General features: G+C 61.9%; 24 protein-coding genes and 1 other RNA gene. 16 read left to right on the top strand and 9 right to left on the bottom strand.

The genetic code is table 11. The annotated features are described in order from the left end of the window. Positions 1-37: 37 nt before the first annotated feature. From EFQ99_RS00310 to EFQ99_RS00285, 6 genes are all read left to right on the top strand, one after another. The gene (locus EFQ99_RS00310; RefSeq protein WP_126918680.1) at positions 38-1,426 is read left to right on the top strand and encodes a M20/M25/M40 family metallo-hydrolase; all 1,389 of its coding nucleotides are present in this window, start codon (positions 38-40) and stop codon (positions 1,424-1,426) included. A gap of 381 nt (positions 1,427-1,807) precedes the next feature. After that, the gene (locus EFQ99_RS00305; RefSeq protein WP_126918679.1) at positions 1,808-2,434 is read left to right on the top strand and encodes an SH3 domain-containing protein; all 627 of its coding nucleotides are present in this window, start codon (positions 1,808-1,810) and stop codon (positions 2,432-2,434) included. 535 nt (positions 2,435-2,969) lie between these two features. After that, positions 2,970-5,294 carry a transglycosylase domain-containing protein gene (locus tag EFQ99_RS00300; protein WP_126918678.1) on the top strand — a complete coding sequence of 775 codons (2,325 nt, stop codon included), beginning with the start codon at positions 2,970-2,972 and terminating at the stop codon, positions 5,292-5,294. A 282-nt stretch (positions 5,295-5,576) separates the two neighbouring features. Continuing rightward, positions 5,577-7,493 (top strand): molecular chaperone DnaK, encoded by a 1,917-nt coding sequence (dnaK, locus tag EFQ99_RS00295; protein ID WP_126918677.1) that lies wholly within the window; start codon positions 5,577-5,579, stop codon positions 7,491-7,493. A gap of 85 nt (positions 7,494-7,578) precedes the next feature. After that, positions 7,579-8,706 carry a molecular chaperone DnaJ gene (gene dnaJ, locus EFQ99_RS00290; protein WP_125846690.1) on the top strand — a complete coding sequence of 376 codons (1,128 nt, stop codon included), beginning with the start codon at positions 7,579-7,581 and terminating at the stop codon, positions 8,704-8,706. 285 nt (positions 8,707-8,991) lie between these two features. Then, positions 8,992-9,192, top strand: a complete 201-nt coding sequence (locus EFQ99_RS00285) for a hypothetical protein (protein ID WP_126918676.1) — start codon at positions 8,992-8,994, stop codon at positions 9,190-9,192. Positions 9,193-9,417: 225 nt separating this feature from the next. Here EFQ99_RS00285 and EFQ99_RS00280 read toward each other — a convergent pair whose 3' ends face one another. After that, positions 9,418-9,783: a helix-turn-helix domain-containing protein gene (locus EFQ99_RS00280; RefSeq protein WP_126918675.1), complete on the bottom strand. Its 366-nt coding sequence runs from the start codon at positions 9,781-9,783 to the stop codon at positions 9,418-9,420. Positions 9,784-10,152: 369 nt separating this feature from the next. On the opposite strand from EFQ99_RS00280, the gene recF reads away from it, so the two are divergent. The 3 genes from recF to EFQ99_RS00265 are packed head-to-tail and all read left to right on the top strand — an operon-like array spanning position 10,153 to position 12,562. Further along, on the top strand, positions 10,153-11,277 hold the full coding sequence (gene recF / locus EFQ99_RS00275; protein WP_126918674.1) for a DNA replication/repair protein RecF: 1,125 nt from the start codon (positions 10,153-10,155) through the stop codon (positions 11,275-11,277). Continuing rightward, positions 11,274-12,092 (top strand): molybdopterin-synthase adenylyltransferase MoeB, encoded by an 819-nt coding sequence (locus EFQ99_RS00270; RefSeq protein WP_126918673.1) that lies wholly within the window; start codon positions 11,274-11,276, stop codon positions 12,090-12,092. Before recF ends, EFQ99_RS00270 begins: the two co-directional genes overlap by 4 nt. Continuing rightward, positions 12,089-12,562 carry a GNAT family N-acetyltransferase gene (locus tag EFQ99_RS00265; protein WP_126918672.1) on the top strand — a complete coding sequence of 158 codons (474 nt, stop codon included), beginning with the start codon at positions 12,089-12,091 and terminating at the stop codon, positions 12,560-12,562. Before EFQ99_RS00270 ends, EFQ99_RS00265 begins: the two co-directional genes overlap by 4 nt. A gap of 30 nt (positions 12,563-12,592) precedes the next feature. On the opposite strand, the gene EFQ99_RS00260 is transcribed toward EFQ99_RS00265, so the two are convergent. Beyond that, a complete protein-coding gene (locus EFQ99_RS00260) occupies positions 12,593-13,594 on the bottom strand; it encodes a 2-hydroxyacid dehydrogenase (protein WP_126918671.1) in 1,002 nt (333 codons plus the stop codon). A gap of 185 nt (positions 13,595-13,779) precedes the next feature. Between EFQ99_RS00260 and EFQ99_RS00255 the strand changes: the two genes are divergently transcribed. Next, entirely contained in the window at positions 13,780-14,319 is a 540-nt protein-coding gene (locus EFQ99_RS00255) for an SH3 domain-containing protein (RefSeq protein WP_126918670.1), read from the top strand. On the opposite strand, the gene EFQ99_RS00250 is transcribed toward EFQ99_RS00255, so the two are convergent. Beyond that, on the bottom strand, positions 14,312-15,304 hold the full coding sequence (locus tag EFQ99_RS00250) for an adenosine kinase (protein ID WP_126918669.1): 993 nt from the start codon (positions 15,302-15,304) through the stop codon (positions 14,312-14,314). The two genes, EFQ99_RS00255 and EFQ99_RS00250, sit on opposite strands and share 8 nt — an antisense overlap. Positions 15,305-15,726: 422 nt before the next feature. Between EFQ99_RS00250 and EFQ99_RS00245 the strand changes: the two genes are divergently transcribed. Continuing rightward, entirely contained in the window at positions 15,727-16,674 is a 948-nt protein-coding gene (locus tag EFQ99_RS00245; RefSeq protein ID WP_126918668.1) for an AEC family transporter, read from the top strand. A gap of 72 nt (positions 16,675-16,746) precedes the next feature. Here the strand turns inward: EFQ99_RS00245 and EFQ99_RS00240 are convergent, their stop codons facing one another. Further along, positions 16,747-17,313: a c-type cytochrome gene (locus EFQ99_RS00240; protein WP_126918667.1), complete on the bottom strand. Its 567-nt coding sequence runs from the start codon at positions 17,311-17,313 to the stop codon at positions 16,747-16,749. Positions 17,314-17,467: 154 nt separating this feature from the next. On the opposite strand from EFQ99_RS00240, the gene EFQ99_RS00235 reads away from it, so the two are divergent. Together EFQ99_RS00235 and EFQ99_RS00230 are read left to right on the top strand one after the other, a co-directional pair. Further along, positions 17,468-18,223, top strand: coding sequence for a 3-deoxy-manno-octulosonate cytidylyltransferase (locus EFQ99_RS00235; protein ID WP_126918666.1), 756 nt, complete (start codon positions 17,468-17,470; stop codon positions 18,221-18,223). Positions 18,224-18,233: 10 nt separating this feature from the next. After that, entirely contained in the window at positions 18,234-19,088 is an 855-nt protein-coding gene (locus EFQ99_RS00230; protein WP_126918665.1) for a prephenate dehydratase, read from the top strand. A 21-nt stretch (positions 19,089-19,109) separates the two neighbouring features. Here EFQ99_RS00230 and EFQ99_RS00225 read toward each other — a convergent pair whose 3' ends face one another. From EFQ99_RS00225 to EFQ99_RS00205, 5 genes are all read right to left on the bottom strand, one after another. Continuing rightward, positions 19,110-19,478, bottom strand: coding sequence for a VOC family protein (locus EFQ99_RS00225; RefSeq protein WP_126918664.1), 369 nt, complete (start codon positions 19,476-19,478; stop codon positions 19,110-19,112). 135 nt (positions 19,479-19,613) lie between these two features. Beyond that, positions 19,614-19,874: a hypothetical protein gene (locus tag EFQ99_RS00220; protein ID WP_126918663.1), complete on the bottom strand. Its 261-nt coding sequence runs from the start codon at positions 19,872-19,874 to the stop codon at positions 19,614-19,616. Positions 19,875-19,945: 71 nt separating this feature from the next. After that, positions 19,946-20,641 carry a helix-turn-helix transcriptional regulator gene (locus EFQ99_RS00215; protein WP_126918662.1) on the bottom strand — a complete coding sequence of 232 codons (696 nt, stop codon included), beginning with the start codon at positions 20,639-20,641 and terminating at the stop codon, positions 19,946-19,948. Between the two features lie 4 nt (positions 20,642-20,645). After that, the gene (gene nudC, locus EFQ99_RS00210; RefSeq protein ID WP_126918661.1) at positions 20,646-21,605 is read right to left on the bottom strand and encodes an NAD(+) diphosphatase; all 960 of its coding nucleotides are present in this window, start codon (positions 21,603-21,605) and stop codon (positions 20,646-20,648) included. After that, positions 21,602-22,012, bottom strand: a complete 411-nt coding sequence (locus EFQ99_RS00205; protein WP_126918660.1) for an HIT domain-containing protein — start codon at positions 22,010-22,012, stop codon at positions 21,602-21,604. Before EFQ99_RS00205 ends, nudC begins: the two co-directional genes overlap by 4 nt. 89 nt (positions 22,013-22,101) lie before the next feature. Between EFQ99_RS00205 and ffs the strand changes: the two genes are divergently transcribed. From ffs to EFQ99_RS00190, 3 genes are all read left to right on the top strand, one after another. Next, positions 22,102-22,198: signal recognition particle sRNA small type (ffs, locus tag EFQ99_RS00200), an RNA gene on the top strand. A gap of 45 nt (positions 22,199-22,243) precedes the next feature. After that, entirely contained in the window at positions 22,244-24,121 is a 1,878-nt protein-coding gene (locus tag EFQ99_RS00195) for a DNA polymerase III subunit gamma/tau (RefSeq protein WP_126918659.1), read from the top strand. Between the two features lie 22 nt (positions 24,122-24,143). After that, on the top strand, positions 24,144-24,467 hold the full coding sequence (locus EFQ99_RS00190) for a YbaB/EbfC family nucleoid-associated protein (protein ID WP_004676719.1): 324 nt from the start codon (positions 24,144-24,146) through the stop codon (positions 24,465-24,467). Positions 24,468-24,510 lie beyond the last annotated feature (43 nt).

Raw genomic sequence — 24,510 nt, 5'->3', positions numbered from 1 at the left:
GGTCTATCGTCCGGCCGAATTTCAAAAGGAGTCGAAAATGACCGATATCAATCAGGTGCTTGCGCGCGCGGACCAGAACCTTCCATCGAGTCTCGACAAACTATTCGAACTTCTGCGCATCCGGTCCATTTCCACAGATCCCGCCTATAAGGCCGAATGCCGAAAGGCTGCGGAATGGCTCGTCGCCTATCTAGAAGGGCTCGGCTTTACGGCCTCGGTGCGCGACACACCCGGTCATCCGATGGTGGTCGCTCACCACGCGGGTGCTTCGGCCGATGCGCCGCACGTCCTCTTCTACGGCCATTACGACGTTCAGCCGGTCGATCCGATCGAACTCTGGGAAAACGATCCGTTCGAGCCGGCGATCAAGGATGTCGGCGAAGGCCGCAAGATCCTGACCGGCCGTGGCACGTCCGACGACAAGGGCCAGCTGATGACCTTCGTCGAGGCCTGCCGCGCCTACAAGGAGATCAACGGTGCACTTCCCTGCCGCATCACCATCCTCTTCGAAGGCGAGGAGGAATCCGGTTCGCCGTCACTGAAGCCTTTCCTCGAGGCCAATGCCGCCGAACTCAAGGCCGACTATGCGCTCGTCTGCGATACCGGCATGTGGGATCGGGACACGCCGGCGATCGCCGCAGCGCTGCGCGGCCTGGTCGGCGAGGAGGTGGTCGTGACGGCTGCCGACCGAGACCTGCATTCCGGTCTTTTCGGCGGCGCGGCAGCAAACCCGATCCATATTCTCGTCGAGGCGCTTGCCGGCCTGCACGACGAGACCGGCCGCATCACGCTCGACGGCTTCTACGACGGTGTCGAGGAAACGCCCGACAATATCAAGGCGTCATGGGAGACGCTGGGGAAGACCGCGGAGAGCTTCCTCGGCGAAGTCGGCCTTTCCGTTCCATCCGGGGAAAAGGGCCGCTCGGTGCTGGAGCTCACCTGGGCGCGGCCGACCGCCGAAATCAACGGCATCTGGGGCGGGTATACCGGCGAAGGCTTCAAGACGGTGATCGCCGCCAAGGCTTCGGCGAAGGTTTCGTTCCGTCTTGTCGGCACGCAGGACCCGGCCGCCATCCGCGCGGCCTTCCGCAGCTATGTCAGCTCGAAGATTCCGGCCGACTGCTCGGTCGAGTTCCATCCGCATGGCGGCTCGCCGGCAATCCATCTTTCCTATGATTCACCTGTCCTCACCAGGGCGAAGACCGCGCTTTCCGACGAGTGGCCGAAACCCGCCATCGTCATCGGGATGGGCGGCTCGATCCCGATCGTCGGGGATTTCCAGAAGATGCTCGGCATGGAATCGCTGCTCGTCGGCTTCGGCCTCAGCGACGACCGTATCCATTCGCCGAACGAGAAATACGAGCTCGTCTCCTACCACAAGGGCATCCGCTCCTGGGTGCGTATCCTTCAGGCGCTCGCTGCCTGAGCAGGGAGGGCGTGCCCTGCCATGCAGGCGCGCCAGCCGACATCGGATATAACAAAAGGCCGGTTCGACCCGGCCTTTCGTCATCCGCTCGCCTCAGTGCCAGTTCATCCGTGGTCAAGGAGAAAGCGGGTATTAGCGGCCAGACTGGGCTCGAAAGGTTAACAAGCCATTAACCCTGCCACAGATGGGCTTCAGGCATGGCCTGATTTTCCCCGTTCAAGCTGCGTTCATCGCCGCCGGCATATAAGCCATTGAAAGACAATGTGAATAATAGCGCCCGATGAGTACGGGCGATCGTCTGATCTTTCGTTTTAGATGGCTTGTGCCAGGCAGATGCCGCCAGGCGCACTGCCGAAAACGCCGACAAGGAGTGAGAAAAGCGTGAAAAATCTGTTTGCCAAAATCGCCGCGGCCGGTCTGTTCATGCTGGCTCCGGTCGTCGCGCAGGCGGCCGAGGGCTATTCGACGGCGAACGTCAATATGCGTGCGGGTCCGAGCACCCGATATCCCGCCGTTGCCGTCATACCCGCCGGTTCGTCCGTCGAAATCCGCGGATGCCTTTCCGACCTCAACTGGTGCGACGTCGAATTCTACGGCGGCCGCGGCTGGGTTTCGGGCCAATATGTGCAGGCTCTCTACCAGCAGCGCCGCGTCTATGTCGGTCCGCAATATTACCGTCCGCTCGGCATTCCGATGATCCGCTTCAGCGTCGACAATTACTGGGACCGTTACTACCGCAACCGCGATTTCTATCGCGAGCGTGATCGCTGGAGCCGCGGCCCGGACTATTATTACCGTGACCGTGACAATCGAGATCGTGATCGTGATCGAGACCCGGATCGCAATCGGGACAACCGGGATCGAGACCGTGACTGGCGCGACCGTAATGGTGACCGGGATTGGCGCGGTGATAACCGAAGGGGCGATTGGAGAGACGGTGATCGCAGATCCGACGGTAGAGATCGGTCTTTTGATTGCCGCCCCGACGACCCCTCCTGCAACGAGTGAAACATGACCGGGACGGCGATTATGCCGTCCCTTTTGCTCATTTCAATATTTGCCGGGGCAACGAAAAAGCCCGGCGCTCCCGCTTTGGGATGCACCGGGCCGGATGTCGATCGGCGCGTGTTGAGGGGAGACGGCCGATCATTCGCGGGACGTGAGGGGTTGTCCCGCTTGTCCATAAACAAACGCGAGGCCTATTGGTTCCACCTCCCAGACAGAAGATGTGCGGCGCGGCCGCATCATGATGCTCTTGTCATGGGAATTCCGGCCAGATCTGGCGCCGAATTCGTCTCGGCCAGTGGCAATATAGACGGGATCGGCCCGTGAGTATTAAAGCGCGATCTCCGTCACTTTCGGTCCTTTAACACCCCGTTAAATCGCCGCAATTAAGTTCAAGCGGATGATCGCGTCGCTTACTGCATAATTCCTTGAGATCGGGATCGATTTAAGGACCAAATTATGCGGCACTTCAAAGTGCTACAGCGCCGTTGTGCGAAGTCGGGCTTCGCGATCGAACATGGGATGCGACCAGTCCGCGATGGCAGGCAGAGGCAGATCAGGCGACAGAATCGAACCGTCCTTCAGCGGCCGCCCGGCACGCGACGATGACGAATTCTCGCTCGATGCCGACGATCGCGTCGTTGGAAGCAGATCGGCGCGGCGTGGCAGTGCCAAGCCCCCGCCGCAGCGGCCCGCCCCCCGGCGGCGGCGCGAGGCGCGGGAACGTGAAAGCGGCGGCCTTTTCGGCTTCCTGCGTCGCGTGATTTACTGGTGCGTCGTGCTTTTCATCTGGGCCGGCATCGGCGTGGCCGGGCTTGTGCTCTACTACGGCTCGCGCATGCCGAGCGCCAGCACGTGGGCGATCCCGGAACGGCCGCCGAACGTCAAGATCACTGCCGTCGACGGCAGCGTCATCGCCAATCGCGGCGCCACCGGCGGCGAGGCGCTGTCGCTCGAAAACATGTCGCCCTATATTCCGGAAGCCGTCATTGCCATCGAGGACCGGCGTTTCTATTCGCATTTCGGCGTCGACCCGCTTGGCCTCGGCCGGGCAATCGTGACCAACTTCACGGCTGGCCACATGGTTCAGGGTGGCTCGACGCTGACGCAGCAGCTTGCCAAGAACCTTTTCCTCTCCCCCGAGAGGACGCTGGAACGCAAGGTGCAGGAGGTGCTGCTCGCGCTCTGGCTCGAGCAGAAATACACCAAGGACCAGATCCTTGCGATGTATCTCAACCGCGTGTTCTTCGGGTCGAACGCCTATGGCGTCGAGGCGGCGTCCCGCCGCTACTTCAACAAATCGGCGCGTGACGTGAACCTCGGCGAGGCCGCGGTGCTGGCCGGCCTGCTCAAGGCGCCGTCGCGGCTTTCGCCGGCGCGCGACGCGGACGCGGCGAATGCGCGCGCCCAGCTCGTGCTCGCGGCGATGCGCGAGCAGGGTTTCATCACCGATTCCGAGGTCAAGACCGCGATGTCGCAGACCCCGGCTTCGGCCAAAAGCTATTGGTCGGGCGCCGGCCACTACGTCGCCGACATGGTGATGGACGAACTGCCGGGCCTCATCGGCGACGTCAAGGAAGACGTTATCGTCGATACCACAATCGACAAGTCGCTGGAAAAGAAAGCCGAGCAATCGCTGGTCGACGTGCTCGACAAGGAAGGCGGCAAGCTCGACGCCTCGCAGGCGGCTCTCGTCTCGATCGACGGCACCGGCGCGATCCGCGCGCTCGTCGGCGGCAGGGATTATGCGGCGAGCCAGTTCAACCGCGCCGTCAAGGCGAAGCGGCAGCCGGGTTCCTCGTTCAAGCCCTTCGTCTATGCCGCGGCCCTGGAAAAAGGGCTGACACCCTATTCGGTGTTCAACGATGCGCCGATCCGCATCGGTGACTGGACGCCCGAAAATTACGAGAAGAAATACAATGGCGAAGTGACGCTTGCGACCGCACTTGCCAAATCGCTGAACACGGTTGCCGCCCAGCTGGTGATGTATGACGGGCCCGACCAGGTGATCAAGCTCGCCCATCGGCTCGGCGTCGAAAGCGAGCTGCAGCCGAACGCCTCGATCGCGCTCGGCACGTCCGAAGTCTCGCTGATGGAGCTCACCGCCTCCTACGCCGCCTTCATGAACGGCGGCTACAAGGCGACACCGCACGTCATCCGCCGGGTGACGACCGCCGAGGGCAAGGTTCTCTACGAAAACACCTATGACAGCCCGCCTCGTGTGCTTTCAGAGCAGATCGCCGCCGAGATGGATGCGATGATGATGGGCGTCATCGACAACGGCACCGGCAAGAGTGCCAAGATCCCCGGCTGGCAGGCGGCGGGAAAGACCGGCACGACGCAGAATTCGCGCGATGCGCTCTTCGTCGGCTTCACCAGCAACCTCACCACCGGGGTCTGGTTCGGCAATGACGACGGCAAGCCGATGAAGAAGGTGACCGGCGGCGGCTTGCCGGCAAGGGCCTGGAAGGAATTCATGGTCGCCGCCCACAAGGGTCTTTCGCCGGCGCCGCTCTTCGGTAACGGCCAGCTGATCGGCGATCCCAATGGTCAGCCGATGGCGCAGGCAGCACCCGACGGCGGACGACCGGTGACGGCCGAAGTGCCGCCGCCGACCACGATCGGCGGGATCATTTCCGGTGTCTTCGGCGGCGACGCCAATGCCAATCGCTATCCGCAAGCGCCTGTCCGGCAACAGGCGGCGACATCCGGAAACGGCCCGGTTCCTCCAGCCGACGTCGCCGAGGGCGACGGTTCCGGTTATGGAAGCGTGGTGCCGCCCGGTGATGTCGGGGCGCCGCAGACGACCTCTTCTGTCCAGCCGCGACGCACGACGCTGCTCGATCTGATCATGGGCCAGTGAGATCCTTGCTGCATACTCGGCGCAAGCCCGATCCCGCTGGAAAGCAGCCGCTTTTCTGCTATGGAGAGAACTCTTTCCCGGCTGCCGTCAAAATTGAACGCAACACATTCGTTTTGCTGGATTCCGGGCCATTTCTCGCCTTGCAGTCCAGAAAACCGCTCCTTATATACGCCGCATCACCGCAATCACGATTGCGTAATCTTAAGTAGACCCATCCCGTAAGGGGCTGTCAGGGAAATGCCTTCTCGGGGTTCCGACAGCTTGCTTCAAGGAGAGAATGACATGGCAAAAGTAATTGGTATCGACCTTGGAACGACGAATTCCTGCGTCGCAGTCATGGACGGCAAGGACGCGAAGGTCATCGAGAATGCAGAGGGCGCACGCACGACCCCTTCCATGGTGGCATTTTCCGATGATGGCGAGCGCCTCGTCGGTCAGCCGGCCAAGCGCCAGGCAGTCACCAACCCGACGAACACGCTCTTTGCAGTCAAGCGCCTGATCGGCCGCCGCTACGAAGACCCGACCGTCGAGAAGGACAAGCATCTCGTTCCCTTCACCATCGTCAAGGGCGACAATGGCGACGCCTGGGTCGAAGCCAATGGCAAGGGCTACTCGCCCGCACAGATTTCCGCGATGATCCTTCAGAAAATGAAGGAAACCGCCGAATCCTATCTCGGCGAAAAGGTCGAGAAAGCCGTCATCACCGTTCCCGCATACTTCAACGACGCTCAGCGCCAGGCAACCAAGGATGCCGGCCGCATCGCCGGTCTTGAAGTGCTGCGCATCATCAACGAGCCGACCGCTGCCGCTCTCGCCTACGGCCTCGACAAGAAGGACGGCAAGACGATCGCCGTCTACGACCTTGGCGGCGGCACCTTCGATATTTCGATCCTCGAAATCGGCGACGGCGTCTTCGAAGTGAAGTCCACCAACGGCGATACCTTCCTCGGCGGTGAAGACTTCGACATGCGCCTCGTCGAATATCTCGTTGCCGAATTCAAGAAGGACAACGGCATCGACCTGAAGAACGACAAGCTCGCCCTGCAGCGCCTCAAGGAAGCTTCCGAAAAGGCAAAGATCGAGCTTTCGTCCTCGCAGCAGACCGAAATCAACCTGCCGTTCATCACGGCCGACGCTTCCGGCCCGAAGCATCTGACGCTGAAGCTGACCCGCGCCAAGCTCGAGAGCCTGGTCGACGATCTCGTCCAGCGCACGATCGCTCCGTGCAAGGCAGCCCTCAAGGATGCCGGCGTCACCGCCGCCGAAATCGACGAAGTGGTTCTCGTCGGCGGCATGAGCCGCATGCCGAAGGTGCAGGAAGTCGTCAAGCAGCTGTTCGGCAAGGAGCCGCACAAGGGCGTCAACCCGGATGAAGTCGTCGCTCTCGGCGCTGCTATCCAGGCCGGCGTTCTCCAGGGCGACGTCAAGGACGTCCTGCTCCTCGACGTAACCCCGCTGTCGCTCGGCATCGAGACGCTCGGTGGCGTCTTTACCCGCCTGATCGAACGCAACACGACGATCCCGACGAAGAAGAGCCAGACCTTCTCGACCGCCGAAGACAACCAGCAGGCCGTCACCATCCGCGTTTCGCAGGGCGAGCGTGAAATGGCTGCCGACAACAAGCTGCTCGGCCAGTTCGACCTCGTCGGCCTGCCGCCGTCGCCGCGCGGCTTGCCGCAGATCGAAGTCACCTTCGACATCGACGCTAACGGCATTGTCCAGGTTTCGGCCAAGGACAAGGGCACCGGTAAGGAACAGCAGATCCGCATCCAGGCTTCCGGCGGTCTTTCCGACGCCGACATCGAGAAGATGGTCAAGGATGCCGAAGCCCATGCCACCGAAGACAAGAAGCGCCGCGAGGCCGTCGAAGCCCGGAACCAGGCCGAAAGCCTGATCCACTCTACGGAAAAGTCGCTGAAGGATTACGGCGACAAGGTTTCCGAGGCCGACCGCACCGCGATCTCGGATGCGATCGCCGCGCTGAAGACGGCGTCGGAAGCTTCCGAGCCGGACGCCGACGACATCAAGGCCAAGACCCAGACGCTGATGGAAGTGTCGATGAAGCTCGGCCAGGCGATCTATGAAGCACAGCAGGCCGAAGGCGGCGCTGCTGCTGATGCCTCCGCGGAAGGCGGCGACAATGTCGTCGATGCCGACTACGAGGAAATCAAGGACGACGACCGCAAGAAGTCCGCGTAATCCGCGGCGGCGTGGTTATGCTTCAACACCTGATCCGGCTGCTCACCATGGCAGCCGGAAATCCATTTCCGGGGTTTAATCCTTAATGGCAAAAGCGGACTTTTACGAAACTCTGGGTGTAGCCAAGTCGGCGGACGAGAAAGAGCTGAAGAGCGCCTTCCGCAAACTGGCGATGAAATACCATCCGGACAAGAACCCGGATGACAAGGACGCCGAGCGGAAGTTCAAGGAAATCAACGAAGCCTACGAGATGCTCAAGGACCCGCAGAAGCGGGCGGCCTATGATCGTTATGGCCATGCGGCCTTCGAGCAGGGCGGCATGGGCGGCGGTGGCGGCGGATTTGCCGGCGGCGGTTTCTCCGATATCTTCGAGGATATTTTCGGCGAGATGATGGGCGGCGGCCGCGCCCGCCAGCGCTCGTCGGGCGGCCGCGAGCGCGGCGCCGATCTTCGCTACAACATGGAAATAACGCTGGAAGAGGCCTTTTCCGGCAAGACGGCGCAGATCCGCGTTCCCACTTCGATCACCTGCGACGTCTGTTCGGGCTCGGGCGCCAAGCCCGGCACGCAGCCGAAGAATTGCGGCACCTGTCAGGGAACGGGGCGCGTGCGCGCCGCACAGGGCTTCTTCTCGATCGAACGCACCTGCCCGACCTGTCATGGCCGCGGCCAGATCATTCCCGATCCCTGCCCGAAGTGCCATGGTCAGGGCCGGGTGACGGAAGAGCGTTCGCTTTCGGTCAACATTCCCTCAGGCATCGAAGACGGCACGCGCATCCGCCTGCAGGGCGAAGGCGAAGCCGGCGCTCGCGGCGGGCCGGCTGGCGATCTATATATCTTCCTGTCGGTGAAGCCGCACGAATTCTATCAGCGCGACGGAGCCGATCTCTATTGCGCGGTGCCGATCTCGATGACGACGGCCGCTCTCGGCGGGACCTTCGACGTGGCGACGCTCGATGGCACCAAATCGCGCGTCAGCGTGCCCGAGGGCACCCAGGCGGGCAAACAGTTCCGCCTCAAGAGCAAGGGCATGCCGGTTCTGCGTTCGGCGCAGACGGGCGACCTCTACATCCAGATCCAGATCGAGACGCCGCAGAAACTCACCAAGCGCCAGCGCGAGCTGCTGCAGGAGTTCGAACAGCTTTCGTCCAAGGAGAACAATCCGGAATCGACGGGCTTCTTCGCCCGGATGAAGGAATTCTTCGAAGGCTGAGCCGCCGGTCGACACCTCAATCTCGAAAGCCGGGGACGGAAACGTCTCCGGTTTTTTTGTCCCGAGAATCCCGATTTGCGACACTTGCCGCCTGCGCCGGACGATCTGTCTCAGATCGACACGACGGTGGAACGGAAGACGAGTTGCGTTAACGCAGCCACATGATGCCGCTTGCAAGTTTTCCAAATGAATTCAGTCTCTGCCGTCAGCGCATAATCCCGAAAACCGCGCAAACTTTTCGGCATTCATGCTCCAGCGAGAACAACCAAAACAAGGGTATCTATCATGGCGCCAGCCTTTTCTTCTCAGCCCGAAGACGTCGACGTTCTCGCCGGCGCCATCTATACATGGTGCGCAGAGCGCAACATCAAGCTTCGCAGCCAGCAGGGCCTTTCAATCGCCAGTATCGCGATCGACCTCTATCATGCCGGCCACCAGACGCAGGACGATCTGCTGACGGCGCTGCACGAGAGCGAAATTCACTAAAGCGAAGCATCGAACCTCATTCATGCGACAGGTCTTTGTCTTCCCGCATGTCATCGTTCAAAAACTGCTTCACGCTTTTGAGCGACATGCGTCGGCAATTCCCTGATCCCCCAATCCGAGAACGCTTCCACCGCTGCGGATACGCAGATCTTCAAAGTCCGGACATCGTCCGTGCCTTGAAGACGTTGAGCTTTTCCTGAAATAAACTTGGTCGTTCCGACGGGTTCAAGCCGCGCTTTCGACCGCTTCGCCGCTCATGAGAGTGAGGATGGTCTTGACCGCTTCCTTGCCCGCGGTCGAGTTCAGCCTGTCGTAGCTCAGCGCGAGCGCATAGGCGTCGGGGCTGAGTTCGATACGGCCGCCGAATTGCGATATGTCGGTTCCCTCGAAAAGAGCAGAGATCTCGACATCGAGAAAAACCGCGATCTGATGCAGTTTGCTGGCAGAAACGCGGTTCGTTCCCTTTTCGTATTTCTGGATCTGCTGGAAGGTCAGTCCAAGTGCTTCACCAAGCTCGAGCTGGGAAACACGACGAAGGGCGCGAAGCTGCCTTACATTGCGACCAACGATAATATCAACCGGATCTGGCACTTCACAACTCTCTCATACATAAACACTTTCTTTACCTTATCGTTTTCGGCAAATAACTCAACCCTACAGTTGCAAAATTCAACCGACTTTTTTTGGACCTTACGTTACGTCAGCAATCTCAACCGAACGCGTCAAAGTCCCGGATATCAGGGCTCGCGACCGGCGAGCCCGACTATTGGCAATATCGACGCGGCAACGTCGGAATATCATCTCGCAGGTTGTATTTTTTCAGATTTCTGGCGACCACGGCATTGCATTGCGGTCGATTCCAGCCGCATCGGCGACAGGCGGTCCAGGACAGCAAACCAGCGCGCTTGCCATCAAGACTGCTTCGGCTTAGCTGTCACACTTAACGATTCCGGACATCCGATGCCGCACAAGGTTTCCCTCTCCCGTCTGAAGCTGACCGACTTCCGCAACTATGCGGCGGTGGCACTTACCCTTGACGGCCGGCACGTCGTGCTGACGGGAGACAACGGCGCCGGCAAGACCAACCTCATGGAGGCGGTCTCGCTGCTTTCGCCCGGCCGCGGCCTTCGGCGCGCGGCCTATGGCGACATTACCCGCGTCGGCGCCCCAGGCGGTTTTTCGATCTTCGCCGCGCTCGAGGGCATGGAGGGTGAAGTCGAGATCGGCACCGGCATCGAAACGGGCGAAGAGACCACCGCCCGCAGGCTGCGCATCAACGGTACGCAGGCCAAGACCGCCGACGAGTTGACAGATCACCTGCGTCTTCTCTGGCTGACCCCGGCGATGGACGGCCTGTTTACCGGCGCCTCTTCCGACCGGCGCCGCTTTCTCGACCGGCTGGTGCTGTCGCTCGATCCCGCCCATGGCCGTCGCGCCAGCGATTTCGAGCGCGCCATGCGCAGCCGCAACAAATTGCTAGACGAAGGCCGCTTCGACCCATCCTGGCTTGCCGGCATCGAGGAACAGATGGCAAGCCTCGGCATCGCCATGGTGCTTGCCCGCCAAGAGATGCTCGGGCTCTTGACCCGGTTGATCGAGGAAACACGGGAGAGCTCGCCCTTCCCCTCGGCGTCGCTGCAGCTCTCGGGCTTCATGGACGGCCAGTTCTCGCGCCCGTCGGTCGACCTCGAGGACGATTATGCCGCGATGCTTGCCGAGAGCCGCTACCGTGATGCCGGCGCGGGACGCACGCTCGAGGGACCGCACCGGGCCGATCTCATCGTGCATCACCGCGAAAAGGCGATGGAGGCCGAGCGTTGTTCGACCGGCGAGCAGAAAGCGCTGCTCGTCGGCCTGGTGCTCGCGCATGCGCGGCTCGTCGGCAATCTCACCGGCCATGCGCCGATCCTGCTGCTCGACGAGATCGCGGCGCATCTCGACGAGAACAGGCGCGCGGCGCTGTTCGACCTCATCGACGGGCTCGGCGGCCAGTCCTTCATGACCGGAACGGACCGCGCGATGTTTTCGGCGCTCGGTGACAGGGCGCAGGTTTTCACGGTGGCCGACGGAAGGGTATTCGAATGACCGGAGCGACTTTTCCCGGCAGCGGAGGCCATGATAAGGTCGGCGCCATGGAACCGCTCAGCCCCGACGAAATCGCCCGCTATCACCGTCACATCCTGCTTCCCGAGATCGGCGGCGCAGGCCAGCAGAAGCTGAAAGCCGCCCGCGTGCTGGTGATCGGCGCCGGTGGCCTCGGTGCGCCGATCCTGCAATATCTGGCCGCAGCCGGCGTCGGCACGCTCGGCATCGTCGACGACGACCGCGTATCGCTTTCGAACCTGCAGCGTCAGGTCATCCACGATTCGGGCACGATCGGGGAGTTGAAGACCGAGAGCGCTGCCCTCGCCATTACGAGACTCAACCCGCACGTCCGGCTCATCCGCTTCGACGAACGCTTTTCGCGGGAGACCGCCCGACGACAGCTGTCGGGCTTCGATTTGCTGATCGACGGCTCCGACAATTTCGACACGCGTTATGCCGCAGCCGATGCGGCTGATGAAGCGCGCATCCCGCTCGTCACTGGCGCCGTCGGGCGTTTCGACGGTTCGCTGACGGTCCTGAAACCCTATGAGACCGCTGAGGATGGGACGCCCAACCCCGGATACCGCGATCTCTTTCCGGAAGCGCCGCCAGCGGGGCTGATCCCCTCCTGCGCCGAGGCCGGCATCATCGGTGCGCTCACCGGCGTCATCGGCACGATGATGGCGATGGAGGCGATCAAGCTCGTCACCGGCAGCGGCGAGCCGCTGATCGGACGGCTGCTGCTTTACGACGCACTGTCGGCCCGGTTCGAAACGGTCCGCTACAAACGCCGCCGCACAAGGCAGGCGGGATGACGATCATCCGTCTCGACCGGAGCTTCACGCGCTGGGACGAGCTTCTCGCCCTCATTCTTGCCGCCTTTGCCTCGATGAACGGTCGGATCGACCCGCCATCGTCCGCCCTCCGCCTGACGGCGCAAGCGCTGGCCGAAAAGGCCGAGGCCGAGATCGGGCATGTTGCGATCGAGGAGGGAAAGCTGACAGGCTGCCTGTTCCTGCGACCGGAGGCCGATTGTCTCTATGTCGGCAAGCTCGCCGTTCTCCCCACAGCGCAGGGCGAGGGCCTCGGCAGGCGGCTGCTGGCGATTGCGGAGGAAACGGCTGCAGCGCTTGATCTTCCCGCCCTGCGGCTGGAGACACGTATCGAGCTTACCGACAATCATGCCGTCTTCGCCGCCTGGGGATTTTCCAGAACCGCCGAGAAGGCGCATCCCGGTTTTGCCAGGACGACCTTCGTCGAGATGCGGAAGGTCCTTGCTCGCTGACGAGCATCGGCCGATTCGGTCCGGGATTCCTTAACGACCCGGCAGCACCCGGTTCGGCGGCCTGTGGCCGTCGATGAAGGTACGGATATTGATGATGACCTTGTCGCCCATGTCGATACGGCCTTCGATCGTCGCCGAACTCATATGCGGCAGCAGCACGACCTTGCCCTCATTGGCGAGCTTGACGAGCTTCGGATTGACGGCGGGCTCGTTTTCGAAGACGTCGAGGCCGGCGCCGGCGATCTTGCCCTCCCTCAGGCATTTGATCAGCGCGGTTTCGTCGACCACGTCGCCGCGCGCGGTATTGACGATATAGGCCGTCGGCTGCAGCAGCGCCAGGCGGCGCGCCGAGATCAGGTGAAAGGTCGCAGGCGTCGAGGGGCAATTGATCGAAACAATGTCGACGCGGGCGAGCATCTGGTCGAGGCTTTCCCAATAGGTCGCCTCCAGCTCGTCCTCGACGGCCGGATTGACGCGCTTGCGGTTGTGGTAGTGGATCGAAAGACCGAAAGCCTTGGCGCGGCGGGCGACCGCCGTGCCGATGCGTCCCATGCCGACGATCCCGATCCGTTTGCCGTGAATGCGCCGGCCAAGCATCCAGGTCGGAGACCAGCCGGCCCATTCGCCCGGCTTGTCGGTCAGCACGCGCGCACCTTCGCCGAGCCTTCTCGGCACTGCGAGAATCAGCGCCATCGTCATGTCGGCGGTATCGTCCGTCAGGACGTTCGGCGTGTTGGTGACGGTGATGCCCTTGCGCGCTGCCGCCTCGACGTCGATATGATCGGTGCCGTTGGAGAAGCTCGCAATCAGCTTCATCTGCGGTCCCGCCTCTTCGATCAGTGCGGCGTCAATGCGATCGGTGACGGTCGGCACCAGCACGTCGGCGGTCCTGACGGCTGCGATCAGCTCGGGAACGGAGCGCGGCGTATCGTCGATGTTCAGCTCGGCGTCGAACAGCTCGCGCATGCGGGTTTCGACGGCATCCGGCAGTTTCCGGGTGATGTAGACCTTCGGTTTTTTCTTCGCTGTCATGGCTGCCTGTGGTGCCTTGTTCAGAGGTCTTTAACCAAGAGGGGTGATAATTTTCCCATTCCGGGCATTTTCTACCAGACCCGCACGCGAAGACAAACAAAACTCGTGGTGCAGCCAGGGGATGTCAGTGCCCGGAGAGCGAGCAGGCCTAGTCTGCCCGCCGATTCGAGCAAACGGAAGCCTCCATGCGCAGCAAAGCCCTGAAGTCCTGCCTCGCCTTCGCGATCGCTCTGTCCGCATCGCTCGGAGCGGTCGAATTTGCCCATGCGCAAGCGGCCAAGGGGCCGAGCGGACTGCCGTTGCCGCGATTCGTCACCCTGAAATCCAAGCGCGTCAACCTGCGCATCGGCCCGGGAACCGACTATGCCGTTTCATGGATGTATTTGAAATCCGGCCTGCCGGTGGAGATCATCCAGGAATATGACAACTGGCGCCGCATCCGCGATGCCGACGGCACCGAAGGCTGGGTCAACCAGTCGCTGCTGTCGGGCCAGCGCGCGGCCATCGCCGCTCCGTGGATGAAGACCAAAGGCAAGGGCATCTACGTCAATCTGCGCCGCGAGGCGCAGCCCTCGGCCTCGGTCGTCGCCAAGCTGGAACCAGGCGTAATGCTGATGATCGGCGAGTGCAACGGCGACTGGTGCCGCGCTGAAACCGACGGCGCCTCGGGCTGGGTGGCGCAGTCGGAGATTTGGGGCGCCTATCCGGGCGAAGCTTTCAAATAAGTCCTGCCTGTTTGGCGGCCTCGGAAAGCGAGGTCATCGGACGCGGACCGATCTGCTGGATGACGATGCCGGCGGCGAGGCAACCGAGCTTGCCGCAATCTTCCAGCGAACGACCCTGTGTATAGCCATAGAGGAAGCCGGAGGCGAAGAGATCGCCGGCACCGGTCGTATCCACCACTTCCCTGATCTTGATCGCATCGACGTAATAACGTTCGCGGCCCCTCAGGATGACGGCACCGTGCTCGCTCATCGTCACGGCGGCGATCTTGCAATCGGCGGCGATCCTGTTTAGCGCCTCTTCGAAATCATCGGTTTCGTAGAGCGACAGCGCTTCCTGGCGATTGGCGAAGACGATATCGACCTTGCCGGAACGCATCAGATCGAGGAATTCGCCGCGATAGCGGCCGACGCAGAAGCTGTCGGAGAGCGTCATCGACATTTCGCGGCCGTTTTCATGGGCGATGCGGGCGCAATCGAGAATCGCTTCCTTGGCGCGCGGCGGATCCCAGAGATAACCTTCGAAATAGGTGACCTTGGCGTCGGCAACGACATCGGCCTCGACATCTTCGGGGCCGAGCTCGACGCAGGCGCCGAGATAGGTGTTCATCGAACGCTCGCCGTCCTCGGTGACGAAGATCATCGAACGCGCCGTCGGCGGGAAGGTGCCCTTGGGCCGGGTCTGATAGTGAACGCCCTGGGCGCGGATATCGTGCGTGAAGATATCGCCGAGCTGATCTGCGGCGACATTGCCGAAATAGGCAGCCCTTCCACCGAGGTTAGCCACGCCCGCTGCCGTATTGCCGGCGCTGCCGCCGGAGGCTTCGAGGGCCGGTCCCATGCGCGAATAGAGAAGTTCAGCGCGTTCGGCATCGATGAGGTTCATCGCCGCCTTGGTGATCTGGTTGTCAATGAGGAACTGGTCGTCGCAACGGGCAATGATATCCACGATTGCGTTGCCGACTGTCAGAACATCGAATCTTGTCATGAAATGGGGAGCCCCGGTTTTTGTGATAGCCGGGGTTTGGTCTTAGCGAAATTTCGCCGGTTTGGAAGGTTAAATGGTGAATGGGCCAGCTATTTCTTCGCAAAAGTGCCGCCTATTCGTCACGCCCTTGTCATCTTCAATATCTAGAAATACTCGCAACAAGACCGGCATGGGCAGCTTTTGGTTGCAGCCGGATGCGTGAGGGATGATCCCTTCGATCTTGCCGGCGCGATGCTGACCACGGATGAACTGGCAGCTTCGCGATCCGGATATCCGGCGGAGCCGGAGCGGAAAAGCGGGCCGAGCCCGCTTTTTTTGCGTGCGGATGCCGGAGTTGCCGGGAGCGGCCCGCGTTTGCCTTTTCAATCCAGGCTGTTTGCTGTTAGAGATCGGACACTCCCCCGAGCAAAGCAGCCTCCCCCATGTCAGCCATCATTCTCGACGTCCTTCCCATCTTCATCCTGATTCTTATCGGCTGGGTGATCGTCCGCAGCGGCTTGATGGCGTCGAATGTCGGCGACGGGCTTAGCGAATTCGTCTTCAAGATCGCCGTGCCGCTCCTGCTTTTCCGCACCATCGCCGAGGCTGATTTCCACGGCGCTTCACCCTTCCGGCTCTGGATCGTCTATTTCTCCGGCGTCGCCATCACCTGGACGGCCGGTCATATCGCCGCTACGCGCCTCTTCGGCCGCGACGAACGGATCGGCGTGCTGGCCGGCGTTTCCTCGGCCTTTGCCAACAACGTCTTCATCGGCCTGCCGCTCGTCCAACGGACCGTCGGCGACGAGGGACTGGTGGCGCTGTCGATCCTGCTCGCCGTGCATCTGCCCGTGATGATGGTCGCCGGCACGGTGCTGATGGAGCATGCGGAGCGGAAGATCGCCGGCAAAAGCGATCGCAGCATGGTGTTCGTACTTCGCCAGATCGCCGTCAATCTCATCCGCAATCCGCTGGTGATCGGCCTTGCGGCCGGCATGGCCATGCATCTCTCCGGTCTCACCATGCCGACGGCGTTAGCAACGGTCGTCGGTCAGATCGCCGGCATTGCCGGCCCGGCGGCGCTGATATCGCTCGGCATGGCGCTGGAGAGATACGGCGTCTCCGGCAATCTCGGCATTGCCAGCGTGACATCGAGCCTCAAACTGCTGCTGTTGCCCGGCTGCGTCTGGACGGCGAGCCACCTCCTTGGCCTCAGCAACGAATGGACGGCGGCAATCGTGCTGACCTCCTCGGTGCCGACGGGGGTCAATGCCTGGCTGATCGCCAATCGTTTCGGCGTCGGCCACAGCCTTGCCGCCTCGACGATCTCGGTGACGACGGCGCTCGGCGCCATTACCGTCTCGCTCTGGGCCTATTTCCTGGGCGCGTGAACCTGTACCAGGAACAACAAAAAGCCCGGCTTGCGGCCGGGCTTCCCATCTCATGCGACTGAGTGACGGCTTTTACTGCGTCGCCGTCTTCGGGTCCGGCAGCGGCACCGGCGAATCGGCGAGCGTGTGCAGGTAAAGTATGACGTTGGCGCGATCCTGATCCTTCGGCAGGCCTGCAAAGCCCATCGCCGTGCCGGGAACGTCCTTCTTCGGCGCGGTCAGGAACTTGTTCAGGTTCTCGAAGGTCCACTTTTCAGAGCTGCCCTTGGAGAAATCCTTCATGGGAGCGGAATAGGCGAAGCCCTCATGCGAGGCGATCGGGCGATCTACGACACCAAAGAGGTTAGGACCGACCTTGTTCGGTCCCCCTTTGGTGCCGTCATGACAGGCCTGACACTTCTTGAAGACCGTTTCACCGGCCTTGGCATCTGCAGAAGCGAGCAATTGCGCGATCGGAACGGCAGCGGCGGCAGGCGCAGCTTCACCGCCAGCGGCGGACGCCTCTTCGGCAACGATCGCGAAACCTTCCTTCTCCGGCGCTTCGGAATGGAAGATCCCTTCGGACGCGATAGAGACCGACATCAGAACGAAAATCGTTCCGAGCAGTGCCCCCACGGCCGTATTGACGTATGAATTCATCTGCAATGCTCCCCTTGCAGCCGGCAGACCATAAACCGGACCATCTTGAAATCGCGCGGAACCTATGTCTTTTGGCGGATCGTTGCAACTGTCTAAATGGTCTTGTGCGTGAGACTTTTTGACACTTTTCAGCCCGGAATAGAAGGCCCGAACAATGAGTGATTCAAATTTAGACGACGTGCTCGTATTGATCCCGGCGCGGATGGCCTCCACCCGGCTTCCAGGCAAGCCGCTCGCCGATATATGCGGTCTGTCGATGATCGTGCAGGTGGCGATGCGCGCCAGGGAGGCTGCCATCGGCCGCGTCGTCGTTGCCGTCGATGACCAGCAGGTGTTCGATACGGTGGCCGCAGCCGGCTTCGAGGTCGTCATGACCAGCAAGGATCATCAATCGGGTTCGGACCGGATTTTCGAAGCGCTGACGAAGGTCGATCCTGATGGAAAGGCGAAAATCATCGTCAACGTCCAGGGCGACCTGCCGACGATCGATCCGGAAACCGTGCGAGCAGCCCTGCGCCCTCTTCAGAACGAGGCCGTCGATATCGGCACGCTGACGACCGAGATCGACAACGAAGAGGACAAGACCGCACCGCACATCGTCAAGATCGTCGGTTCGCCGGTCTCCGAGACCCGTCTGCACGCACTCTACTTCACGCGCGCGACGGCGCCCCACGGCCAGGGGCCGCTCTATCACCACATCGGCCTTTATGCCTATCGGCGTGCAGCGCTGGAACGCTTCGTCTCGCTCGGCCCTTCGACGCTCGAACGGCGCGAATCGCTGGAGCAGCTCAGGGCGCTGGAAGCCGGCATGCGCATCGATGCCGAGATCGTTGACACAGTTCCGCTCGGTGTCGATACTCCGGCCGACCTTGAAAAAGCGCGGCGCATCCTCTCCGCAAAGTCGAACTGACGGAAACATCATGAATATCAAGACTAACAGGATCGCCTTCCAGGGCGAATTCGGCGCCAATTCGGACATGGCCTGCCGCGACATGTTTCCGACCATGGAGCCGCTGCCCTGCCAGACTTTCGAGGATGCGTTCACGGCGGTCGACAACGGCGATGCCGATATCGGGATGATCCCGATCGAGAACACCATCGCCGGCCGCGTCGCCGACATCCATCATCTGCTGCCGGAATCGCGGCTGCATATCATCGGCGAATATTTCATGCCGATCCGCTTCCAGCTGATGGTGCTGCCGGGTGTTACCAAGGACGAGATCCGCACGGTGCACAGCCACATCCACGCACTCGGCCAGTGCCGCAAGATCGTGCGCTCTCACGGCTGGAAACCTGTTATCGCCGGCGACACGGCAGGGGCTGCAAAACTCGTCAAGGAAACCGGCGATCGGTCGATGGCGGCGCTTGCGCCGCGCCTGGCCGCAGATCTCTACGGGCTTGAGATCGTTGCCGAAAATGTCGAGGATACGGAAAACAACGTCACCCGTTTCGTCATCCTGTCACGCGACGAGGAATGGGCGCAACGAACTTCGGCGGAAGAAAAGGTCGTCACCACCTTCGTCTTCAACGTCCGCAACATTCCGGCCGCGCTCTACAAGGCGCTCGGCGGGTTCGCCACCAACAACATCAACATGACGAAACTGGAAAGCTACCAACTCGGCGGAAAATTCGTAGCGACGCAGTTTTACGCCGATATCGAAGGCCATCCGAACGATCCGAACGTCCGCCGGGCTTTGGAGGAATTGCGGTTCTTCTCCGAGAAGGTGCGCATCCTCGGCGTCTACAAGGGACATCCGATGCGAGGCCTGCTTTAGGCAGGCCTCGTCATTCAGCTATTACTTATCCGGCTCACAGACGCGCAGCCGATGCCCGTCCGGATCGAGCACGACGAAGGTCGGGCCGAAATCGAGCTCGGTCAGTTCCTGGGCGATCGGCAGGCCGCGCTTGCGCCAGTCCTCATAGTGGTTGGCAACGGCATTTTCCCCCGCGACCATGAAGGCCACTTCGCCGCGATTGCCGATGGCGGAGGGTTGCGGCTCGACCTTGCTGCGCCGCCAGAGGCCGAGCGTGAAGCCGCCGTCGAGCGGGAAGGCGACGAAATTCGGCGCCTCCACGGCCGGTTCGCGGTTCAGGAGGTTGCGGTAAAAGCTGGCGCTTTCGGCAGGGTCCTTGACGTAGAGGATTATCAGATTGGGGCTGGTCATTTCGGTTCTCCCGCTGCTGGTGAATACGTTACGGCGAGGGATTGTCTGCTGCCATTTCGTGGCAGCAGTCGGTAGAGGCGTTGCGAACGCAACGCCCCCTTCACGCCGTCTGGATTGTTGATGGTAAGTGGCAGCCTAAAGCGGCAAACGATCTTCGTGGGACGGGTTGCGTCCATCCATGAAGCCAAGGTCGCGCTTCAGGTAATCAGGTGTCGCTTCGACATCGAGTTTTGAACGGCTTTCCCTGGGGAACCGGAAAAAGCTCATCGCCAGGCGCAGCAGGCCGGAGCGCGCTGACTGGCGGACATCGGCAAAAGTCTCGGCCGAAATCACATCGGCAAAGGTCTCGGCGGTAAAACGATCGTTGGTCAGATGAATGGCTGGGGGCGTTACCATGATCAGTGCTCCTTCCTGGTGGATTGATACTGATAATAACCCTGTCTGCTGACAGTTTCTGGCAGCAGCATTCAGTTCTCTACGGGCACGTCCTGCGTTTCCCGCCATTCCTTGAGGAGCACGGTGCGGCGGCGCGGATAGCGCACCTCATGGACCGCCATATCGATGATGCGATCGGTGCGGAAATGGCGAAAATCCTGGCGCAGCTCGCACCAGGCCATGATGATGCGCACATGCTCGAAATAACCGAGCGCGAAGGGCCAGACACGGCGGCGGGAGACGCGGCCCTGCTCGTCGCCGTAATGCAGTTCGAGCACACGCTCCAGACGGATCGCCTTGCGGATAGCCGAAACATCGGCCTTGTCCTCGTCCTGGCGCTTGCGGCCAACGAAGAGTGTCGCCGAATCGATCATCTCACGCATGTCGGACGGCAATACGGCGGCGATCTTGGCGAGCGCATCGGCGCCGGCGCCGGCAAGGCGCGGCTCGGCGGCGCGGGCCACCCAGCGGGAGCCCAGCACCAAGGCTTCCAGCTCTTCCTCGGAAAACATCATCGGCGGCAGCATGAAGCCCGGCTTCAGCACATAACCGATGCCGGCCTCACCTTCGATCATCGCGCCCTGAGCCTGGAGGCTAGCGATATCGCGATAGAGCGTACGCAGGCTGACGCCGGTCTCCTCTGCAAGCACCGTACCGGTCACCGGGCGCCGATAACGCCGAAGCGTCTGGAGCAGCGTCAGCAACCGTTCGGAGCGTGCGACCGGCATGGCACTAGCGCTTCCACTCCACCCAGTCGCGCATCAGGCGATGGGCGATCGCCCCTTTCGGCGGCGGGGCCTTGCCGGTCGCGCCGGGGCGCTCCAGCATCTCCAGCGTCTCCTCGCGGGTGAACCAGCGGCAATCCTCCAGCTCGGTCTCGTCGCGGCTGATTTCGGTGGATTTCGCCTCGGCATAACAGCCGATCATCAGCGAGTGCGGCATCGGCCAGGGCTGCGAAGCGTGATAGCGGATGCGGCCGGTGCGAATGCCCGATTCTTCCAGCGTTTCGCGGCGCACGGCGTTTTCGATGGTCTCGCCGGGTTCGAGGAAGCCGGCAAGACAGGAATACATGCCGGGAGCGAAATGCGGGCTGCGGCCGAGCAGGCAGAGGTCGCGCTCTTCATCGATCGTCAGCATGATGACGACGGGGTCGGTGCGGGGAAAGATCATGTGCTCGCAGGCGGCGCAGACACGCTTGTAGCCGCCGATATGGATCTCCATCGCCGAGCCGCAGCGGCCGCAGAAGCGGTTGTCGCCGTTCCAGCGGATCAGGCTTGCGGCCTGGGCGAATTCTCCGAGCAACACTTCGTCGATCAGCATTTCGCGAAACAGCGTGCGGCCGTCGGAGGGCTTATACTGGCTGGCGAGGTCGTCTACGTCGATGCCGACGGGAACGGCAAGGCGCGGCTCGCCTGATTTGCGGTAGCCGAGAAGCACCGTCTCATCCCAATCCGGCTGCAATTCCTTGAGCTCGTAGCGGGCGAAGAGCGGATCGAGCACCTGGCCGTCATGCTTCAGCACCAGCTTATCCCCAGCGAAGGCGAAGATATGCGTGCCTTCCCTCGCCAGCGCCTTTTCGACGGAATGTTCGTCGCGATGCTCGGAATCGCGATTGAGATCGTTGGCGGCAAAGGCTGTGAGATTGCTGGGTTCCGGATGCGGCACATCCGAATCGAAAAGCGAATGACTCATGATGAAAGGGCTTCCCGCAGCTTCGCTGTGAACTCGTCTCTCTTTCCGTCCTCGTAGGGCTCCGCGCGGCCGAAGCCCCAGACGGGACCCGGCCAGTTGGCATCGCCTTCGAAGCGGGCAATGACATGAACATGAAGCTGGCGGACGATATTGCCAAGAGCCCCGATATTGATTTTTGTTGCGCCGGTGATTTCCTTCAGGGCTTTGGCGACAAGCTCCGTCTCGAAGGCAAGCAGCACCTGGTCGAGCGGCGTCAGCTCGAAGATTTCGGTAATGTCAGCCCGGCGCGGCACGAGTATGAGCCAGGGCCAGCGGGCATCCCTCGATAATCTCAGATCGCAGAGACCGGTGACCATGATGCTGACGCTGTCCTTTTCCAGCCGGGGGTCGAGCGCGAAACCTTTCAAAGGGCATTCTCCTCATGTTTTCCAACGACTAGCAGTTTTTTCGCATGTTGGCTTGCTTTTGATGACGATATTGCCGATATGTGCATCCGGGAGGTTGGTGGTGGACGAGCCACTCGCCAACCGGGTCAGGTCCGGAAGGAAGCAGCCCTAACGAGCCCGGCACGGGTCATCGTGCCAGCCTCCCACCTTCTCTCCACGAAGTGCCCGACAGTCCGGGCGACAAGCAGGACGATGAGCGACACCGAGCGACAATCAAAAGATGCCGCCTCGACGGGCACCGGATACCGGGTGCTGGCTCGCAAATACCGCCCCAAGGATTTTACGGACCTGATGGTCGGCCAGGAGCCGATGGTCCGCACGCTGACCAACGCCTTCGAAACCGGTCGCATCGCACAGGCCTACATGCTGACCGGCGTGCGCGGCGTCGGCAAGACGACGACGGCGCGCATCCTGGCGCGGGCGCTGAACTACAAGACATCAGATATCGACAAGCCGACGATCGATCTGCGCGTCCCCGGCGAACACTGCCAGGCGATCATGGAAGGCCGCCATGTCGACGTGATCGAGATGGACGCCGCCTCCCATACCGGCATCGACGATATCCGCGAGATTATCGAGCAGGTACGCTACCGGCCGGTGTCGGCGCGGTACAAGGTCTATATCATCGACGAAGTGCACATGCTGTCGACGCAGGCCTTCAACGGTCTGTTGAAGACGCTCGAAGAGCCGCCGGAGCATGTGAAGTTCATCTTTGCCACCACGGAAATCCGCAAGGTGCCGATTACGGTGCTGTCGCGCTGCCAGCGCTTCGACCTGCGCCGCATCAGCGCCTCCGATCTCGTCGGGCTGTTTTCGACGATCGCGGCCAAGGAAGGCATCGAGGCGGAAGCGGACGCGCTGGCGATGATCGCGCGCGCCGCCGAAGGCTCGGCCCGCGACGGCCTGTCGCTGCTCGACCAGGCGATCGCCCATGGCGCAGGCGCCGTGCAGGCGGAAGCCGTGCGCGGGATGCTCGGCCTTGCCGATCGCGCCCGGATCGTCGATCTCTTCCAGCATATCGTCAAAGGCGATGTGGCTGCTGCCCTCGGCGAATTCCAGAGCCAATATGAAGCCGGCGCCAATCCAGTGGTCGTGCTCACCGATCTTGCCGATTTCACCCATCTGGTGACGCGGCTGAAATATGTGCCGGACGCGGCAAACGATCCCTCGCTCAGCGAGGTCGAACGCACCAAGGCGGCGGAACTCGCCAAGGGTGTTGCGGTGACCACGCTGTCGCGCATCTGGCAGATGCTGCTCAAGGGCATTCCGGAAACGGAAGGCTCGTCGCGCACGGCCGGTGCAGCCGAAATGGTGCTGATCCGGCTGGCGCATGCAGCGCATCTACCGGCGCCCGAGGATGCGGCCCGCCGGCTTGCCGAATTTTCCGGTGACGCTACGGGCTCACGGCCGTCATCCCCGCCTTCCGGCAATGGCGGCGGCAACGGCGCCCGCGTTTCCTATCAAGGCAGTGTCGCGGCGCGCGCGCCGGAAATTGCATCGAGCAAGCCGCAGCCTTCCGCGCCGGTGGCGATGCTGCGCGCCGTGCCGAGCAGCCAGCCTGAGACGATGCCTGTCGGGCGGATCGAGCCGAAGCCGGCGGAGGCACCAAAGCCGCTCGTTGTCGTCAACTCGGTCAGCGATATCGTCAATCTCGCCACCGAGAAGCGCGATCCGAAGCTGAAGGCAATGGTGCGCAATTTCGTGCGCCCCGTCCGGATCGAAGCCGGCCGGCTCGACGTCAGCCTAACCGAGGGCGCACCGACGACGCTGCTCAACGAACTTGCCGTCAAGCTGAAGGAATGGACCGGCATCCATTGGATCGTCAGCCTCAGCCGCGACGAGGGTCAGCCGACACTTGTCGAAGCGGAGGCCAGGACCCGGGAACAACATGTCATAGACGCCCGCCAGGACCCTGACGTGGCGGCGATCCTTGCGCATTTCCCCGGCGCCAAGATCATCGATGTGCGCGTGCGGGCGCCGGAACCGGAGGAGGAAGGCGAGGCGACGCCGCCGGCGGCCGCCGAATCCGAGGAAGGCGACATCCTGCCCGGCGACGACATAGAATTCTAAGGTTTCAAGAAGGAGCGAGACGATGCGCGACATCATGGGCATGATGGGCAAAGTCAAGGAAATGCAGGCCAAGATGGAGCAGATGCAGGCTGAGATCGCCGAGCTGACCGCCGAAGGCAAGGCAGGAGGCGGCCTCGTCACCGTCGTCATCTCCGGCAAGGGCGAGCTGAAGAGCCTGAAGATCGACCCTTCGCTCTTCAAGGAAGACGACGTCGAAATCCTCGAGGACCTGATCGTCGCCGCTCACAAGGATGCCAAGGACAAGGCCGAGGCACTTGCCGCCGAAAAGACTAAGGCCCTCACGGCCGGCCTGCCGATCCCGCCCGGTTTCAAGCTGCCGTTCTGAGAGCAGGCAATTCGGTCTTCATTTCTCATCACCGCTCCGAGAC

It is taken from the genome of Rhizobium vallis (genome assembly GCF_003985155.1).
Lineage (GTDB): Bacteria > Pseudomonadota > Alphaproteobacteria > Rhizobiales > Rhizobiaceae > Rhizobium > Rhizobium vallis.
This window is presented reverse-complemented; position numbering and strand designations above follow the sequence as displayed.

Bases quoted from the DNA above. Each gene is read 5' to 3' on its own strand.
- EFQ99_RS00310 (WP_126918680.1), top strand. From the start codon at position 38: ATGACCGATATCAATCAGGTGCTTGCGCGCGCGGACCAGAACCTTCCA.
- EFQ99_RS00300 (WP_126918678.1), top strand. From the start codon at position 2,970: ATGGCAGGCAGAGGCAGATCAGGCGACAGAATCGAACCGTCCTTCAGC.
- dnaK (WP_126918677.1), top strand. From the start codon at position 5,577: ATGGCAAAAGTAATTGGTATCGACCTTGGAACGACGAATTCCTGCGTC.
- dnaJ (WP_125846690.1), top strand. From the start codon at position 7,579: ATGGCAAAAGCGGACTTTTACGAAACTCTGGGTGTAGCCAAGTCGGCG.
- EFQ99_RS00285 (WP_126918676.1), top strand. From the start codon at position 8,992: ATGGCGCCAGCCTTTTCTTCTCAGCCCGAAGACGTCGACGTTCTCGCC.
- recF (WP_126918674.1), top strand. From the start codon at position 10,153: ATGCCGCACAAGGTTTCCCTCTCCCGTCTGAAGCTGACCGACTTCCGC.
- EFQ99_RS00270 (WP_126918673.1), top strand. From the start codon at position 11,274: ATGACCGGAGCGACTTTTCCCGGCAGCGGAGGCCATGATAAGGTCGGC.
- EFQ99_RS00265 (WP_126918672.1), top strand. From the start codon at position 12,089: ATGACGATCATCCGTCTCGACCGGAGCTTCACGCGCTGGGACGAGCTT.
- EFQ99_RS00260 (WP_126918671.1), bottom strand. From the start codon at position 13,594: ATGACAGCGAAGAAAAAACCGAAGGTCTACATCACCCGGAAACTGCCG.
- EFQ99_RS00255 (WP_126918670.1), top strand. From the start codon at position 13,780: ATGCGCAGCAAAGCCCTGAAGTCCTGCCTCGCCTTCGCGATCGCTCTG.
- EFQ99_RS00250 (WP_126918669.1), bottom strand. From the start codon at position 15,304: ATGACAAGATTCGATGTTCTGACAGTCGGCAACGCAATCGTGGATATC.
- EFQ99_RS00245 (WP_126918668.1), top strand. From the start codon at position 15,727: ATGTCAGCCATCATTCTCGACGTCCTTCCCATCTTCATCCTGATTCTT.
- EFQ99_RS00240 (WP_126918667.1), bottom strand. From the start codon at position 17,313: ATGAATTCATACGTCAATACGGCCGTGGGGGCACTGCTCGGAACGATT.
- EFQ99_RS00235 (WP_126918666.1), top strand. From the start codon at position 17,468: ATGAGTGATTCAAATTTAGACGACGTGCTCGTATTGATCCCGGCGCGG.
- EFQ99_RS00230 (WP_126918665.1), top strand. From the start codon at position 18,234: ATGAATATCAAGACTAACAGGATCGCCTTCCAGGGCGAATTCGGCGCC.
- EFQ99_RS00225 (WP_126918664.1), bottom strand. From the start codon at position 19,478: ATGACCAGCCCCAATCTGATAATCCTCTACGTCAAGGACCCTGCCGAA.
- EFQ99_RS00220 (WP_126918663.1), bottom strand. From the start codon at position 19,874: ATGGTAACGCCCCCAGCCATTCATCTGACCAACGATCGTTTTACCGCC.
- EFQ99_RS00215 (WP_126918662.1), bottom strand. From the start codon at position 20,641: ATGCCGGTCGCACGCTCCGAACGGTTGCTGACGCTGCTCCAGACGCTT.
- nudC (WP_126918661.1), bottom strand. From the start codon at position 21,605: ATGAGTCATTCGCTTTTCGATTCGGATGTGCCGCATCCGGAACCCAGC.
- EFQ99_RS00195 (WP_126918659.1), top strand. From the start codon at position 22,244: ATGAGCGACACCGAGCGACAATCAAAAGATGCCGCCTCGACGGGCACC.
- EFQ99_RS00190 (WP_004676719.1), top strand. From the start codon at position 24,144: ATGCGCGACATCATGGGCATGATGGGCAAAGTCAAGGAAATGCAGGCC.